The organism is Lujinxingia vulgaris (assembly GCF_007997005.1).
Lineage (GTDB): Bacteria > Myxococcota_A > Bradymonadia > Bradymonadales > Bradymonadaceae > Lujinxingia.
This window is the reverse complement of sequence record NZ_VOSL01000024.1, coordinates 1-16947: the sequence shown is the minus strand read 5'-3', so window position 1 is coordinate 16947 and position 16947 is coordinate 1. Positions and strand designations below refer to the sequence as shown.

At 63.9% G+C, this 16947-nt stretch carries 9 protein-coding genes and 1 rRNA gene; 4 read left to right on the top strand and 6 right to left on the bottom strand.

Annotated features, from left to right (window positions below; translation table 11 throughout):
* Window positions 1-33: 33 nt before the first annotated feature.
* Together FRC96_RS05340 and FRC96_RS05335 are read right to left on the bottom strand one after the other, a co-directional pair.
* Entirely contained in the window at window positions 34-903 is an 870-nt protein-coding gene (locus FRC96_RS05340; RefSeq protein WP_146973475.1) for an ABC transporter permease, read from the bottom strand.
* A gap of 10 nt (window positions 904-913) precedes the next feature.
* The gene (locus FRC96_RS05335) at window positions 914-1843 is read right to left on the bottom strand and encodes an ABC transporter permease (protein ID WP_146973474.1); all 930 of its coding nucleotides are present in this window, start codon (window positions 1841-1843) and stop codon (window positions 914-916) included.
* A 230-nt stretch (window positions 1844-2073) separates the two neighbouring features.
* Here FRC96_RS05335 and FRC96_RS05330 point away from each other — a divergent pair, with 230 nt between their 5' ends.
* The 3 genes from FRC96_RS05330 to FRC96_RS05320 all read left to right on the top strand — a co-directional run bounded on the left by FRC96_RS05330 (window position 2074) and on the right by FRC96_RS05320 (window position 6263).
* Window positions 2074-2847, top strand: a complete 774-nt coding sequence (locus tag FRC96_RS05330) for a type III pantothenate kinase (RefSeq protein ID WP_146973473.1) — start codon at window positions 2074-2076, stop codon at window positions 2845-2847.
* A gap of 166 nt (window positions 2848-3013) precedes the next feature.
* Window positions 3014-4864, top strand: coding sequence for an acyl-CoA dehydrogenase (locus FRC96_RS05325; protein ID WP_146973472.1), 1851 nt, complete (start codon window positions 3014-3016; stop codon window positions 4862-4864).
* 217 nt (window positions 4865-5081) lie between these two features.
* Window positions 5082-6263, top strand: coding sequence for a helix-turn-helix transcriptional regulator (locus FRC96_RS05320; RefSeq protein WP_146973471.1), 1182 nt, complete (start codon window positions 5082-5084; stop codon window positions 6261-6263).
* Window positions 6264-6296: 33 nt separating this feature from the next.
* Here the strand turns inward: FRC96_RS05320 and FRC96_RS05315 are convergent, their stop codons facing one another.
* The 4 genes from FRC96_RS05315 to FRC96_RS05300 form a co-directional block, all read right to left on the bottom strand.
* Entirely contained in the window at window positions 6297-8405 is a 2109-nt protein-coding gene (locus FRC96_RS05315; RefSeq protein WP_146973470.1) for a tetratricopeptide repeat protein, read from the bottom strand.
* A 135-nt stretch (window positions 8406-8540) separates the two neighbouring features.
* Entirely contained in the window at window positions 8541-10445 is a 1905-nt protein-coding gene (locus FRC96_RS05310) for a PAS domain-containing sensor histidine kinase (RefSeq protein WP_230469903.1), read from the bottom strand.
* A gap of 144 nt (window positions 10446-10589) precedes the next feature.
* The gene (locus tag FRC96_RS05305) at window positions 10590-13055 is read right to left on the bottom strand and encodes a hypothetical protein (RefSeq protein ID WP_146973468.1); all 2466 of its coding nucleotides are present in this window, start codon (window positions 13053-13055) and stop codon (window positions 10590-10592) included.
* 179 nt (window positions 13056-13234) lie between these two features.
* A complete protein-coding gene (locus FRC96_RS05300) occupies window positions 13235-15937 on the bottom strand; it encodes a bifunctional serine/threonine-protein kinase/formylglycine-generating enzyme family protein (protein WP_146973467.1) in 2703 nt (900 codons plus the stop codon).
* A 908-nt stretch (window positions 15938-16845) separates the two neighbouring features.
* On the opposite strand from FRC96_RS05300, the gene FRC96_RS05295 reads away from it, so the two are divergent.
* A 16S ribosomal RNA gene (locus FRC96_RS05295) occupies window positions 16846-16947 on the top strand; the annotation flags it as partial.

The following is a 16947-nucleotide window of genomic DNA, read 5'->3' as shown; positions in this document are numbered from 1 at the left end:
CCAATTTATTGGGGAATCGGGTGGTTTTGAGTCTCAATGGCTGGCGAGTTTGCGGGGGTCGAGCACGTCGCGCAGCCCGTCGCCGACGAAGTTGACTGCCAGCACGGTGAACATGATCGCCAGCCCCGGCACAAAGGCCAGGTGCGGCGTCAGCAAAAAGTAACTCGCCCCCTGGTCGAGCAGCCCGCCCCAGCTGGGCATATCCTGCGGGCCGAGCCCCAGGAAGCTCAACGAGGCCTCAGCCAGGATGGCGCCAGCCACCCCGAAGGTGGCCTGAATGATGACCGGCGCGAAGGTGTTGGGCACCACATGACGCTGCAAAATGCGCCAGGTGGGGAGACCAGAGGCGCGCGCGGCCTCCACATAATCCTGGTCGCGCACCGCCAGCACCTGCCCGCGCACCAGGCGTGCATAACTCGACCACCCCGAGACCGAGAGGGCGCCGATGACCGCCGGGATGCTGGGCTCCTGGGTGATGAAGATCAACAAGATCGCCAGCAGGATGCCCGGAAAGGACATCAGGATCTCGGTCAGGCGCATCAGCGCCTCGTCGATCCAGCCGCCGAAATAGCCGGAGATAGCCCCCAGAATCACGCCGACGGTCGAGCAGATGCCCACCACCGAGATGCCCACCACCGCGGCCACACGCGTGCCGTAGATGAGCAGCGTGAGCACATCGGCGCCGTTCTCATCGGTGCCCAGCCAGTGCTCGGCAGAGGGCCCCTGAAGCTGGCGGGTCACGTCCATATGCGTGAGCTCATAAGGCGCAAGCCAGGGCGCAAAGATCGCCACAAACGCCACCATGGCGAGGATCGCCATGCCCAGGTAGGCCAGCGGCCCGAAGTGGTTGGCGCCGTTGCCCGCGCGCGGAAGCCTCAGCTGTGGAAGTCGCAGAAGGTTCATGGGCCGGGGCTCAGTCGTAGCGGATACGGGGGTCGATGAGGCCGTAGACCACATCGGTCACGAGGTTGACGACCACGTAGGTGAACGAGATGAAGAGCACACACCCCTGCACGATCAGGTAGTTGCGCGCCTCAATCGCGTCGAGCAAGAGCATGCCCACGCCGGGGCGCGCGAAGACTTTCTCGACGATGATCGCGCCGGTGAGCAGCGCCCCGAACTGCAGCCCCACGATCGTGATGACGGGCAACAGGGCGTTGCGAAGGGCGTGTTTGAGGATCACAAGATGGCGCGGGAGACCTTTGGCGCGCGCGGTGCGCACATAATCCAGGTTCAGAACTTCGAGCATGCCCGAGCGCGTCATGCGCATCAGCTTGGCGCTCAAACCCGTGCCCAGGGTGACCGCCGGCAACAAGAGTGCGGTCAGCCCGGCGACCTCACTGCCCGGGTTCGGGAGCATCTGCAGGGTGAGGCTGAAGAGGATCAGCAGCATCGGCCCCAGCCAGAAGTTGGGGATCGAGATGCCCAGCAGCGCGATGACCGCAGACGAGTTATCCACCCAGGAGTAGGGCCTCAATGAGGCGGCGATCCCCAGCGGCAGCGAGAAGATCAGCGCAAAAAACATCGCCGCCAGCGCCAGCTCAAAGGTCGCCGGGATGTTGGCCACCAGCCTGTCCATCACCGTGACGCCGCGCTCATCGCAGAGCTCACCCAGGGTGCCCGAGGCCACATCGCCCCAGAAGAGCAGGTACTGCTCGCCGAGCGACTTATCGAGGTTAAGGCACTCGCGAAGCGCCTCTTTGTCGACCTCCAGCGACTGCTCGCCAAGGATCGACTCGACCGGATCGCCGGGCACCGCGCGCAGGATCAAAAAGACCAGCGTCACCACGCCGATGATCACGAAGATCGATGTAAAGAGTCTTCGAAGAAGGAAGGTGATCATGAAGCCCGATCGGGTTGGGGAAGGCTCGGCGGCCCCGAATGGCTCGCTTGCTCTTCAGACGCAGCGAGCGAACGCCGAGGGTGGCCAAAATAAAGGGTTTTCGTAGGGGCCGCAATCGCGCTTTCGGCCCGGCTGGACAAGGTCGGGGGGATCTGGAAGTTTGGCGCCGATTTCAACCCCGGGCGCGCTCGCAAAAAGGCGCGGCGGCCCGCACGCGGCAGGAGCGCGCTATGCTTTTGGTCATCGATGTCGGCAACACCAACACCGTCCTGGGCGTCTACCGCGGCGAGGAGCTCGTGAGGCACTGGCGCCTGCAGACGCATCACGGGCGAACGAGCGATGAGCACGGCATCTTCTTGCGTCAGCTCTTTGAGCTCAGCGGCCTGGCGGTGGCCGAGGTGCATCACGCCATCATCAGCTGCGTGGTACCCCCGATGGAGCGGATGCTGGTGAAGATGGTGCGCGACTACTTCGCCTGCAATCCCACCGTGGTCGGCGCGGACATTCAGGCCAACATGCCCATTGCCTACGACAATCCCCGCGAGGTGGGCGCCGACCGGGTAGTCAACGCCGTGGCGGCCTACCGGCGTCACAAAAAGGCGCTGATCGTGGTCGATTTTGGCACCGCCACCACGTTCGACGCCATCAGCGCGGAGGGGGCCTACCTGGGCGGGGCGATCTGCCCGGGGATCACCATCTCGAGTGAGGCGCTCTTTCACGCCGCCAGCAAGCTCCCGCGGGTCGAGCTTGCGCGCGCCCCCTCGGTGATCGGCAAAAACACCGTGCATTCGATTCAGGCCGGGCTGCTCTACGGCTACATCGGGCTTGTGCGTGAGATCGTCACGCGCATGAAGGCCGAGCTTGGCGCCGACGACGTGCCGGTGATCGCCACCGGTGGGCTGGCCAGCTTCTTTGCCGAAGAGACCGATATCATTGATGAAGTGGACGATTTTCTGACGCTCGAAGGTCTGCGCCTTATCTTTGATGAGGCCAGCGTAGCTTGAGCGTCTCGCGCTCCGGCGAGTGCCGGAGCGCTAGCGATCCCATCCGGGGAGGAATTGACGTGTAGGACTTGAACTTTTCGCGTCATTTGCGAGAATGAATGAGGATTCATTCACGCTGCGGCCTCCGCGGCCGTAAACCTCCCCCGAAGCATAAGGAAGACCGAGTATGAGCGAGTTTCTTTTCGATCGACGCGACGTGGAGTTTGTCCTCTTTGACCAGCTGGAGGTCGAGAACCTGGTGAAGCTTCCGCGCTACCAGGATTTTAGCCGCGAGCTCTTCGAGATGGTCCTTGGTGAGGCGGTGAAGTTTGCCGGTGGCAAGCTCGCCCCGACCAACGAGCAGGCCGACGCCGAGGGCGTGCGTCTGGAAGACGGCAAGGTGATTTTGCCGGAGAGCTACCCGCCTCTCTACAAAGAGTTCTGTGAGGGCGGCTGGTTTGCGCCGGTGCACACCCCGGATTACGGCGGCCAGGGTCTGCCGCAGTCGGTGGGGATGGCGGCGATTGAGGCGTTCATCGCGGCGCACCCCTCCTTTATGTTCTTCTCGGGGCTGACGGTCTCGGCCGGCCACCTCATCGAGGTGCATGGCACCGAGCGGGACGTGGAGCTCTACCTGGAGAAGATGTACACCGGGGAGTGGGGCGGCACGATGTGCTTGACCGAGCCGCAGGCGGGCTCGGCGTTGGGCGACCTCAGCACCACGGCCACCCCGGTTGAGGGCGAAGACTTCTACAAGATCGTGGGCAACAAGATCTTCATTTCGGCCGGCGATCAGAACCTCACCGAGAACATCATTCACCTGGTGCTGGCGCGTGTGCCCGGCGACCCGGAAGGCTCCAAAGGCATCAGCCTCTTCATCGTGCCGCGCGAGCGCGTCAACGCCGACGGCTCCATCGGGGAGTCCAACGACGTGGCCGTCACCGGTCTTGAAGAGAAGATGGGCATCCACGCCTCGCCGACCTGCTCGATCTCCTTTGGCGACAACGACGAGTGCCGGGGCTGGCTTGTGGGCGAGCGTTGCCGTGGCCTTCAGTACATGTTCCAGATGATGAACGAGGCGCGTCTGGTCACCGGCCTTCAGGGCGTGGCGATCGGTAACTCCGCCTACCAGAGCGCGCTGGCCTACGCCAAAGAGCGCGCCCAGGGCCCCAAGGTCACCGATCGTAGCGAGAGCCCTAAGAGCGTGGCGATCATCGAGCACCCCGATGTGCGTCGTAACCTGATGACGATGAAGGCCTACGGTGAGGCGCTGCGCGCGATGCTCATCAACACCGCCTTCCTCAGCGACCACGCCATGTACAACGAAGACGAGGCGGTCAAGACCAAGTCGCAGGATATGCTCGACCTGCTCACGCCCATCTGCAAAGCCTTCTGCTCGGATATGGGCTTTAAGATGACCGAGATCGCCATGCAGGTCTTCGGCGGCTACGGCTACATCAAGGAGTACGGCGTCGAGCAGAAGATGCGCGACGTGAAGATCGCCTCGATCTATGAGGGCACCAACGGCATTCAGGCGCTTGACCTGCTGGGTCGTAAGATGCGCATGAAGAGCGGTGGTCTCTTCCTGACCTGGCTGCAGGACACCAACGAGTTTCTGGCCGAGCTGACCGAGGACGAGACCCTCGGTGAGATGGCCAAACAGGTCGACGCGGCCAAGAACGCGCTGGGTGAGGCGGCCTTCGGTTTCACCGCCACCGGCAAGAAAGATCCGGAGTACCCGCTGCTGCACGCCACGCCCTACCTGCGCATGTTCGGGCTCGTGGAGTCGGCGCGTCTGCTGCTGAAGCAGGCCTCGATCGCTCAGACCAAACTCGAGGCCATCTGGGCCGAGAAGGGCGTCAGCTCCGGCGACGACGAGGCGCGCAAGGCGCTCATCGAGCAGAATGATGACGCGCGCTTCTACGAGAACAAGGTCAAGACGGCGAGCTTCTTCATCTACCAGATCCTGCCGGAAGCGCGGGCGATCCTGAAGAGCATTCAGTCGGGCGACCGCAGCGCGCTGGACGTGGCGCTCTAAGGTTGATGAGCGTTGATGGTTAAACGGCGCCCGCCCTCCGCTTTTGCGGAGGGCGGGCGTTTTTGTGTCGGCGCCGCACCGGGGGGAGCGGGCGTATGTGGGCGCAAACTATGCAGATTGACAGGGGGCAGGGCGCCCTCGACAATTGTGGCGCCGGCGGCCGGAAGGTCCGGTGTCGGAGCTGGTTTTAGCGCGTTTGCGCTCTTGAGGAGTTGTTATGTCCGCTCGCAATACCTTCGCTGCTACGCGTCGTTCACATGAGATTATGGGGTGGTTGCGGAGTGGTCAGCGCGTGACGATCGCCGACGTCAGCGATCGTTTCGGGGTGCAGTACCCCCAGGCGCGCGAAGATCTGAAGTTGCTCGAAGAGGTCTACGAGCTGGAGACGGGACGTGAGGGGCGCATCAAGTACTGGCAGTGGCCGGGCATCTCCACCAAAGAGGCGGTGGTGGGCACCGCCGCGGCGCTGGAGTTGGGCGGGGTGGCGCTGGATATCTTTCGGGAGACCCCCTACGGGGAGTACATCGACGCGCTGGCCCACGATCAGCGAAACTCCCTGGCGCAGAACCAGCAGGAGGGGCTGCGCCGCGTGGGCCAGGCGCTGCGACTGCGGCGCAACTGGCTGCCGGTGCATCGCGAGCGCCTGGTGGAGATGCTCGAGACGGTGCTCGACGCGATTCATCGGGGCAGAAAGGGGCTGAGCTTTGAGTATGAGCGCTCCTCGGATGGCGACAGCAAACAGTATTTGGCCGTGCCGCGTCGGCTGATCTGGTACCAGGGCCGCCTCTGGATGCAGGCGTATCAGGACAAGAAGCGTAAGCTCTTTGATGTGGCGGGCATCCTAAAGGCGGAGACGATGAGCCTGGATCGCTTTGTCGATCGGCTGGCCTCGGAGCGTCAGGATGAGCTTGAAGCCTTTGAGTTTGAGGGGGATCGCTCCGCGCTCTACATCTCGGAGGGAGGCACTGGCGAGGTCGGCGATGATGGCGAGTCGGTCATCGATCCCGTCGCGAAGAAGGCCTACGCCCGAGCGCGGGAAGAGGCGTTCAAAGCCGCGCTGCTCGAAGAAGTCGAGCGGGAGATCGAACTCGGAAGCCCGGAGGAGGAAGATGCCTACTTCGAGCACGCTTTTGGCATCTATGCCTACAGCGGGCCGGTGGAGGAGGTGGAGCTTGAGGTGGGACCGAGCTGGGCGACGTACCTGCGGCGCTACCGGGTGCATGCGTCCCAGGAGAATGAGGATCTGGCGGGCGGGAGGCTTAAGGTGCGCTTTGAACTGGCGATCTGCCCGGAGTTTACGTCCTTTGTGCTCGGGATGTTGCCGGAGGTGAAGGTGCTCAAGCCGGCCTCACTGCAGGCGCGCCTCGAAGAGGCGACGCGCAGCTGGCTTGAGGGCTGAAGCCCGCGCCCTGTCGAAGAGCGCACGTCGGACTTAGCCGATCGCCTGAATCTCGATCTCAAAGGGGATGAGGGCGTCGGGGTTGTCATAAAGGCGCATGACATGCGGGGTGGAACGCTCCAGGAAGTTGACCTGGACCCGGGCACGATCTCCCTGACGCGCGAAGTTGGGCGCGGCGATCGTGCTCACCCCGGTGCGCTCGATGGCGCGGCGCGCAACCTCTTCGCTCTCGACCAGGCGCCAGCCCGGGCGAAAGAGGCGCTGCAGCCAGGGGAGCAGCGTTGGCAGCGAGTTCGAGCTGAGCTCGAAGGGGGCAACCTCCAGAAAACGGGCGAAGTGGCGCGCGCTTCCCAGCACTAAGAACTCGCCAGTGCGTCGCACGTAGGCCAGGGACGTGCGTCCCTCCGAGGACAGGGCACCGGGACCGACCTGGGCGAGGAATGAGGCGGGCACGAAGGCCTTGTCGATCGAGAAGACGATGACGTCGCGGTGCACCAGATGGGTTTTAAGACTGGTCGCGATCTCGTTGGTCTGAATGGCGTTGAGCACGAAGCGGTAGGCCACCCAGATCTCGGCGAGCTTCATGTGCAAGGCTTCGCCGTCGAGGCCCGGGGTCGGGTCGACGTAGAAGTGACGGGCGACCATCGCGGTGCTGGTGCGGGTGCCCTTCTCAGACTGTCGGACAAGCAACTCAAAACCGATCGCATCAAAGTGGTCGGCGTCGAGGATGGTGCGGGCGACCCCCAGGGGATCGATCTCTTCCTGTCCCACCCGCATCGTGGAGGCCTGGGGGGGCTGGGCGTAGTTCCAGACCGCGCCGAAAGCCTGCGCGAGGCAATCGCCCAGAAACTTGCCCACGGCGAGCGGGCGCTGGTCGTCGACGGCGGTCTCATCGCGGTAGAGGGCGCTGAGCTCGGGCATGCGCGCGAAGATGTCGTCGAGCAGGTTGAGCTCGAGTTGGCGGAGGGCCTGTAGCGTGAAGGGGACGGTGACGTCGCCGATGGACTGGATGCTGGCGAGCATGTTGTGCATGCAGCGCTCCAGGGTGATCTCCACACCGATATCGCCGCCGGTGAGTCGGAAGGTGCCCTTGCGAATGGCCTCGCCGCGACCCAGCACCGCGCGGGTCGGCAGCGCGATAGGCGGGATGGTGTCGATGGGCTCTTCCATCTCGGAGGGCCAGGAGGGGGGGATGGCCGCCGGCACGCTCTCCTGGAGCGCTTCGTTGGCGTTGCGTTCCTCGCGGAGCACACGCGACATGTTGGTGAGGCCGGCGTCCATCAGATTGGAGCGATCGCGGGCGATGTTCTGGCGACGCTCGCGGGCCTGGGAGCGTCGCTTCTGGGCGGGGGAGGGCGACCGAGATACCTCGTCCGTGGAGGAGGTGCCTTCATCCAGGGAGAGGTCGATGGTGCTCGACGCGGTGCGGGAGCGCGAGCTCGAGCGTTGCTGAGACGGGGGGTCACTGTGGCGGCGGGGAGGTGGCGACGATTGAGGTCGGCGCGCAGGCGGAGCCGGTGATACCGGCGCGTCGCTGTAGCTCCAGGGCTCGGTGCGGGGCATGTCGTCCAGGCGCTGCTGGGCGTTGACGGCGCGTCGCGCCGAACCGAAGAACTGGTTGAGCGCGGTGTCTTTGTTGGGGATGGAGTAGTCGATGCGGTTGATAAAGCGCATCGCCTCGGCCTGAGGGATGCGACGCGCGGCCACCGCGTCGATAAGGTCGAGGATCACCCGGCGCATATGCAGCGTGGCGCGCGGGTCGGCGCCGGCCAGCGCGGCGATGAAGTCTTGTGTGCCGTCGTCCCAGCGCCCCTGTCGAATGCGCTGTTCGCCAAGCAGGCTCAGGGCCAGCGCGTGATCGGGGTTGGCGTTGACCGCTGCCTGCAACATGCGCTCGGCGTCGGCGCGCTTGCCGGTGCGCCCGGTCAGATCGCCGAGGAGAACCTCAAGCTCGATGTGACGATGCTCGCGGGCTTGTTGCTCGACCAGGCGGATGGCGTCCGAGCCCTGACCTATGGAGAGGACCGAGAGCGCCAGGCCGCTGACCATCTCGGGCCACTGCTCGGAAGCCTCAAAATGCTCCAGCGCCTTGCGGTAGTCGCCCTCGTGGTAGGCTCTCCAGCCCGCGTGAATCTGCGACATATCAGGGTCTCCCGGCTTGGTGGCCAGCGCGGCGCGCGGAAAGTAGCGCGCGCAGCGCGCTCGATACGGTGATGTGCGAACATGAGATGCTTAGCAAGGCGGCCCGGTCCGCGCAACGCTTACCGGCCGGATGCCTCACTCGGCGTCGCGCCCCAGCGGCAGCAGCACGCGCACCTCGGTGGATGAACCCGGCGCGGTCTCGATCTCGATTAAGCCGCCGTGCTCTTCGATGATCTGGCGCGAGATGTAGAGCCCCAGTCCCATGCTTTTGGTGGTGCGCGAGGCCGCCCCGGAGTAAAAGCGCTCAAAGATCTGCTCGACCTCCTCCTCGCTCATGCCTTCGCCTTCGTCGCGCACGCTGATGACGGCGTGCGCGGTGGCGGTGTGCAGCCGAACCTGAACCTTGCCTTCTTTTCGACCGTGCTTGAGCGCGTTGTCGATCAGGTTGCTGATGACCTGCTCGATGCGGTCGGGATCGATGACCGCGTAGACCGCTTCATCGGCGTTTTGCAGAATGATGCGGTGGCCTTCGTGCCCGTTGAGCCAGGGCTCGGCGATGCGTTTGAGCAGGGCGCGCAATGAGGTGGGTTTTTTCAACAGGCGCAGCCGTCCGGTCTCAATGCGCGACATGTCGAGCAGGGCGTCGACCAGGCGACGAAGACGATGCACCTGGGATTCGGCGCGGCGCAACACTTCCGGATCGACGCGCTTTCCCATCTCGGCCTGCTGGCGCGCCAGATGCACGAAGCCGGAGAGCGGGGTCAGCGGGCTGCGCAGCTCGTGGCTCGCTACCGACAGGAACTCATCTTTGCGCCGGTCGCGTGCGCTGCGCTCGGTGACGTCGGTGGCGGAGGCCAGAAAGAGGCGCGTGACCCCGGACTCATCAACCACCGGGGCGATGGTCATCAGGACGTTGCGACGGACCTCGCCGAAGTCCAGCACATACTCTTCATTGGTACAGCCAACCCCCTCGCGGACCGCTCGCACAAGTGGCCAGCGCTCTTCGGGAAGTTCGTTGCCATCGATATCGCAGATCGTGAAGGGGTGATCGGCGGGCCCGAGGTGCTTCCAGCGGTTATGTCCGATCATCGCCTGAGCACGGGAGTTATACATCACGACTTTGCCCTCGGTATCAAAGAGCAACACCGCGCTGGGCACGTGCTCCAGCACCGCGCGTAGCCGCATGCGCTCCTCACTGTACGACTCGCGGATGTAGGCCGTGGAGAGCAGGAGATCGAGCGCGGTCGCCAGAAGTGAGAGGGTCGTCGGGCGCGCGTCGGGCGGGATGTCGGCAATCCAGCTGAGCACGCCGTGGGCGGGAGGTCCGCCGAGATTGAGCACGCAGACATCCGGGGCGTCGCCGGGCTCAAGCGCCAGGTGGTGAAGCTGATCGGCCGGGATCTCCGCGTTGCGCAGCCGCCGGACCAGACGTTCGCTCAAGGTTGCATCGCCACTTCGCCAGCGTGGCGCGAAACGCTCTCCTTCGGCAGCCAGCAGCGCGACCGCCGGGGTGTTGAGCGCTTCGCGCAGGCGCTCGGCCACGGCCATGCCCAGCGCGTCCAGGTCGGAGCGTTCGTGATGGAGGGCGCTCAGCTCGCTGATGAGCTCCTGGAGCGCCAGATCTTGATCGCGCTGATACGGATGCATCAGGCAGAGCCAGGGGGCATCCAGCGTGTCGATGGCCGGAAGGGGGGTAAAATGGGCGCGGAATAGAGCGCCGCTCTCATGACTCAGCGCAAAGGGCGCAGGAGGCTGACCGGGGCGAGCATGGTTCTGATCGAAGGCCGTGAAGATGGCGTCACGCGCCTCCGAGCTTTCCGAGCCCAGAAGCATGGAGCTCAGTGCCTCGCCGAGAAGCGCCCGTGCGGAGCGGTTCAGCGCCACCAACGATCGGGTGCTGTGAGCGGTGTCGGGAATGTCCAACAGAAGCGTCGGCTGTGGGAGATCTTCGTAGATGGAGACCCACACCTGACCGGCCCGGGGGAGCATGCCACTGGTCTGCACGACCGCTCCTGGTGCATCGTTATTGGCCGGACTCACACAAGCTCCTTTACAGCTTATTACAACTTCGGGTTCGCGAAGCAACACGGGCTCGCCTTCCATCATACGTCGAGAAGGCCTGAAAACAAAGGAGCCCGGCGTCGAAAACGCCGGGCTCCTTGTCGGATGTATCAGGCCGATGGGTCAGGGCAGGTCGAGCGGGGCCGGTGCTTCAAGATCGGCTCCTTCTTCGTCGAGTTTGGCGCCTTCGGGCAGCTCCGCGATTTCGACGGTCAGGTTGACGGAGTCGAGTCGGGGTGTGTTGGAGCTGTCGATGGCCAGCGCATCGGCGGTGTCGGTGCCCCAGAACATGTTCTCCAGCGAGAGCGTCTCCTGGGAGGAGACGTAGCAACCGAAGCGCTGATTGCGGCGGATCTCACTGGAGTTGATGCGTGCGCTCGAGTCGATCAGCTGAAGCCCGTCGGCGGAGGCGTCTTCGCCTTCGATATGAGGACGGGAGGCGGTGAGCAGGAACTCCGAGCCCCTGATCGACGCGCGCTGCCCGCGCAGCAGCGCGCCGACGCCGCCGTTTCGGATGAAGCTGGAGCGCGCGAGCGTTACCGCGCCGGGACGTTCGCCATTGAGCGCCCGCATACCGCCGGACTGGTTGCTCAAGACGATCGAGTCGTCGACGAGCAGGCGAATGCCCGCACCGGGCTCTGCTTCCGCCGGCTCGGCAGGGACGCGACTGGCGAAGAGCCCCATGCCCGCGTTGTCCACCAGGGTAACCTGCGCCAGGTGGGCGAAGCTGGGCTGATCGACGACGACGCCATGCGCCGGTCCGACGGTCATCGCCCAGGGTGAGAGACTCATCGGGCGGGTGTTGGCGATCAAGGTCCGGTGGAGCAGAAGGCCAGAGCCCGAGACCTGCACGCCGGCCTCCAGGTTGCCGCTGACGCTGACCTCACCGGTAAGCGCGATCATCGACCAGGCATCCTCTGCGGCGAGGAAGTCGGCGGCTGGCGAGAAGGGGCCGGCGGTGCCGCCGGGGAAGAACATGTCTCCGGGGAAGAACATGTCTCCGGGGAAGAACATGTCTCCGGGGAAGAACATGTCTCCGGGGAAGAACATGTCTCCGGGGAAGAGATCCTCCTGCGCGACCACGTCTTCGGTCGGGAAGAACATATCGCCTGGGAAGAACATATCGCCGGGGAAGAACATATCGCCTGGGAAGAACATATCGCCTGGGAAGAACATATCGCCGGGGAAGAGTGAGCCGCTCAGGTCGGGGCTCTCTACAAAGGCCAGCGTGGGCACGAAGAGGGGACTTTCAGGCTCCGGCACTCCGAGCGCCGGGTTGAGGTAGGCGGCGATGCCCGCGTCGGTGCGTCTGGCAAAAACACCCCGGCGGTTGTCGTGGATACGGGTGGTGCCCGTGATCCAGGCGCGGCTGTCGATGGCGAGCAGGCCCGGGCCCTGATTGGCGCTGATGTTCGAGGCACCGCGCACCTTCAGGTATGAGGCGCGGGCATCAACGCCAAAGGCCAACGCGCTGAGCGTGGGGGCGTGGTGCGAGCGGATCGCCGAGTCGACCACACCGAGCAACGCGCCTTCGGCGCGCACTCCGCTTCGCGCGGCCTCCGGCGCGGCAGCGCCGCGTCCGTCGACAATGACGTGCTCGAGCAGCGCGCCGGCTGCGAAGCCTTCCTGCGCCGGGCCCTGGGAGCTGGCGAGTTTGATGCCGTGACGCGCGTTACCCTCGAGAAGGCTCTGGCGTACGAGCGCCTGACCGCCATCGATGTTCAGACCGATGTTGGCGTTCTCGATGATCGATTGCCCGACCACCGCGAACGAGGTCTGCCGAAACTCCACCGCGCTGATGTCGGCGTGCTGCCCGTCGATGCGTGACGATGTGAGCAGTGCGGTGGTGACGTTATCGAAGGTCACCAGCGCTGAGACGGCCTGCTCGTGACCGCGCACGCTGACGCCGGCGAGGAGCGCGAGCTCGCTGTCGTGAAAGCGAAGTGCACCGGTGCCTTGCAACACCAGGCTCGTCGACGAGGCGCAGGGGCTTGAGACGATCGTGGGCCCTCCGAAGCTTAACGCCGACGTGATGGTATGCTCGCCGGGCAGAAGCGAGAGGATCGTCGGCCCGTCGAAGCTGCTGGTGGCGAGCGCATCAAAGGAGGTCGGCCGCGCCGGTGAGCTCCCGTCGCCGGCGGTGATCCGACCGCCACCCGAAGACGTGGTGTCGCTGCTCAGCAGGGAGGGCGGGGCCACATACACAACGCGGGTATCCTCGCCGAACAGCGCGCTCTGCAGGACGTCGGGTTGCGGCCAGACAAAATACTCGTCGAGCAGGCAGCTCTCGAGTCCGACAAAGGCGCCGCTGTAGAACTCGCCATCAGGCTCGCTCATCGGGAGGCCGCTGCCCTCACCGGCGTCTTCGCCGAGATAGCAGCCTTCGCTTGCACCATAGAGACAGATCCCGTCACCGCCTCCAAAGTCGGCTCCAGAGTCCGGGGTATCGACCTCCCGATCGTCGAAGTTGCCGAAATCCTCCGAGCAGGCCGTGACACCGACTCCGAGAAGGAGCGCGAGCACCAGGGCGGGGATCTGTCGGGTTTGATCAGCGAAACGAAGGGGAGAGTTCGAGCTAAGGCGTTTCATAAGACATCCATCGGAGGCGGCGCTCGGGCGGGAACCTCAAGCGCGCCGGGCAGGGCCCGGAGGTCATCAGCGTCATCAACATCGAGAGGCTAGAAGATCGGCCAGGCGGTTGCAAAAGATCGCTCAGGCGAGCGTTACAGGCAGGCTGCTACAGCCCCGTGGGCGGGAGCGGAGCCCGCTTAACGGCGCAGATCCAGGGCCATTCGGAAGCCGTAGTGGACGTGGCGGTAGTGCTCCGGGCTGGTCTGGTGCCAGTCGAGCCGGCACATCAGCGGAAAGGAGTTGAAGGACCCCCCGCGCAGCACATAGGTGCCGGCCGCAGAGTCTGCAGGGGTGGAGGTCCATTCCGCGATGTTGCCTGCCATATCGAGCACGCCGTAAGGGGAGCGATCGGTGGGTGTGGACCCTACAGGTTTGGGCATCGACTTCCCCGGGGCGCTCTCGCGCATATGACAGAACGACGCGTCGAAGTGGTGGCCCCAGGGATAGAGGCGCCCATCAACGCCGCGCGCGGCCTTTTCCCACTCCATGGAAGAGGGAAGCCTGTAGGCGCGCTGATCGATCTCGCTGCGCCAGGCGATATACGCCAGCGCATCGATGCGATTAATGATGCAGATCGGCCACTGCGGATCCCAGGCATCGCCGTCGGCATCCTGACGGGGCACAACGTAGCGACCGTCTTCCAGCGGGAAGTACGAGGGCATGTCATCGCGTACCCGGGGGGCGTGACGTCTTGCGAGATCGGGGTCGTCGTCGGCGATCGCGTTGAGAAACGCGACGTACTGCCCGCAGGTCACCGGCGTGCGTTGAAGCGCGAACGCGTCGAGCTCCACAACCTCCTGCTCCAGAGAGAGCGCGTCGTGAGCCCCGGCTCGAAAAGCCCCGGCGGAGATGACGACAAAGTCTTCGGGCACCGACGCCCGTGGCCACATCGGTACGCGCACCTGAACATGGGCCAGGCGATCCAGCGCCAGGGGGAGCTCCAGCGGCGCATAGCCCTCGGCGCTGACATGCAGCGCATACGCTCCGTGAGGCAGATGTTCAAAGGCCTCGGGCGCGTGGCCCGGAGAGCCGATAGGCTGGCTGACCAGCCGTCGCTGCGATTCGCTGACCCGCCAGAGTTGCAGGGTTGCTGACGACGGAAGGGTGTCCACCTCCAGGGCCGCCTCGCCACTCAAACGCTGGTCGAACGCCCCGGTGTTGTGCTGCCGAACCAGAGACTCAAAGTAGGTTGCCGTGGCGTGATCACCGGCGGCCTCAGCCTGCAGAAAACGCTCCCAGTAGAGCTCCGCCAACGCGTCGTGGGCCTCATTAAGAGGCGCATAGCCAAGGCTCTGGCTGAGCTGACGGGTGACCTCGCCGAAACGCTTCTCCGCTTCAACCCCGAGCTGGTCGACGCGCGCCTCGAGCTCCCAGAGCGCCGACTTTTCCTGTGGAGACGCCCACGAGGGAATGGATCGGCGCAGCTCGTCACGCCGGCGGATCGCCTGCGCCAGGTCATGGCGCGCCTCCTGATAGAGTGCGCGGCTCTGATGGGCTTCCTTCACGAGCTGCAGCGCCTGACCCCGCTGGCGCTCCCGCTCCTTGACGCCCTCCAGAAAGAGGTTGAGCTCGTCGGCCAGGGCCTGCGCGCTCTCGTAGCGATCGTGGGGTTCCTTGGCCAGCGCCCTAAGCGCGATCTCCTCGATGGTTCGCGGGATCTGGCGGGAAGGCGCGCGTCGTGATGGCGAGACCGGCTCGTCTTGAATGATGCTGATCAAGAGGCTCAGCACGGTGCGAGACTCAAAGACCGCCTCCAGCGTCAAAACCTCGTAGAGGATGGCGCCGAGCGCATAGACGTCGGTGCGTTCATCCACCTGATCGTTATGGCCCTGCGCCTGCTCGGGAGCCATATACTGCGGGGTGCCCACAAGGGTGCCACGGGGCAGGGTGCTGGTATGAGGATCATCGCCGCGCAGCACTTTGGCGATGCCCCAGTCGATCACAAAGACCTCACCATAACTACCAATCAGGATGTTGTCCGGTTTGAGATCCCGGTGCACCACCCCTGCGTCGTGGGCATACTGAATGGCCAGACAGACCTGGCGCACAATACCCACCAGCTGCGTTAGCGAGTAGTTCGAGGCGGAACCTTCGCGAAGCTCGTCGAGAATCGCAGCAAGGCTTCGCTCTCGCACCACCCGCATCGTGTAATAAGGCGAACCGTGATGGAGCCAGCCCACATCATAGACCGGCACAATACTGGGGTGTTCCAGCCGCCCGGTCAGCCTCGCCTCGGCCAGAAGACGCGAGTGGGCGCTCGGATTGTCCGTATCCGGCAAAAGCGTCTTCAGCGCGATCTCTCGCTCCAGGAGCTGATCCCCGGCGAGTAGAATCTGTCCCATCCCTCCACGGCCGAGCTCGTCGACAAAGTCATAACGCGCCTCGGCATGCGCTCCACTACCGGGGGGCGAAGCCGTCGTGCCATCCTGTTGCAGCTCTGCCCCCCCGAAGTTGGTCAACGTCGGAGTCCGACCCGCATGAGCATCCACTGCAGAGGACCCATCATCAAACGAACTCACACTCGGGGAAGATGCGTGTGGCCCGGGGGTTTCCATAAGGTCGAGGGTGTGGGCCACACGGTGCGACTCAAGGTTCTCCAGGATCAATGTGTCGCCATGCGCGAGCACCTCTTCGAACCGATCCTCTGTAAGTAGTGCGAGATCGCGCTCTAATTCTCGAAGATCGTCCGGGGCGATGCTCTCACACGACAGGAGCGCCTCACCAAGCGAGAGACCCAGCTCACCGGCGCGTGTTGCCGCCTCAATGAGGGCGCTGAGACCGAGAACGCCGCGGGCGAGCGCCAGCTGTCCGAGCCGAAGATCCAGTTGTTCAGATGCCATAACCGTCACTGCTTACTGAGGAGAACCTGTGTTTCGAAATGGCCGATGCGATGCGTGGGCGATCTAACTACCATCGACGGCCGACCTGCGCACCTCTGCGCTGGCTCTGAGAGCTTACAACGCATGCCACCACGACCTTCTCCGTGTCGGAAATGACAGGAGCTCACGCCGAACTTCTATGCGCGTCTGCATTCTTCAAAATTTGCCGAAAAAGACGTTGACATCAAGGCCACCACCCCTTAGGTTCCGGCTCCTCGACGCGGTGCTGCTCCTCGGAGCCACTCGCTGAGAGAGGCCGACAGCCACCGACGATGACGAGACTTTTTCGAAATCGGGCTTGACGCCAACGAGGTCCGGGCTTAGTGCCCGCCTCCGTTCAACGCGACGCCAACACGGGCCGCAGCGAGCAACGTCAGAACGGTTTTTCGAAACGTTGAAAACTTTCAAAATTCTCGAAAAACAACTTGACGGTCGCAAACGCGGACAGTAAGTTCCGCATCCCTCGACGGGGCGCCAGAAAGAAACACGGCGAAACGCGAGGCGAAGTCGAGTCAAGCTCTCGACGCTCTTTGAAAAGTTCATAGGAATCCAGACAGGGCATGTTCAATGCCTTGTCGGACAGCAAGCGTTTTTACAAGCAAAGCAATGTCAAGAGCTTATGCTGTGCAGGCGGGTTGAAGTTACATGACGTGAGCGTACGAACGACAGGTTCTCGTCAAGCGCATGTGACACGAGCGCGAGGCTTTATTTGAAGCGGCAACACTATGATCCGGCAGGGTCGTATCGGGCCGCGTCGCTAAAGTCGAAAGTGTTCGTAAAATAAATCAACACCGATACAACCTGCACTACGAAATCCATCACACCACTTCGACTGCTTAGGTGCAGCGAGGGTGATGGGGATCCTAATCAAACTGGAGAGTTTGATCCTGGCTCAGAATGAACGCTGGCGGCGTGCCTAACACATGCAAGTCGAGCGAGAAAGGGACTTCGGTCCTGAGTAGAGCGGCGAA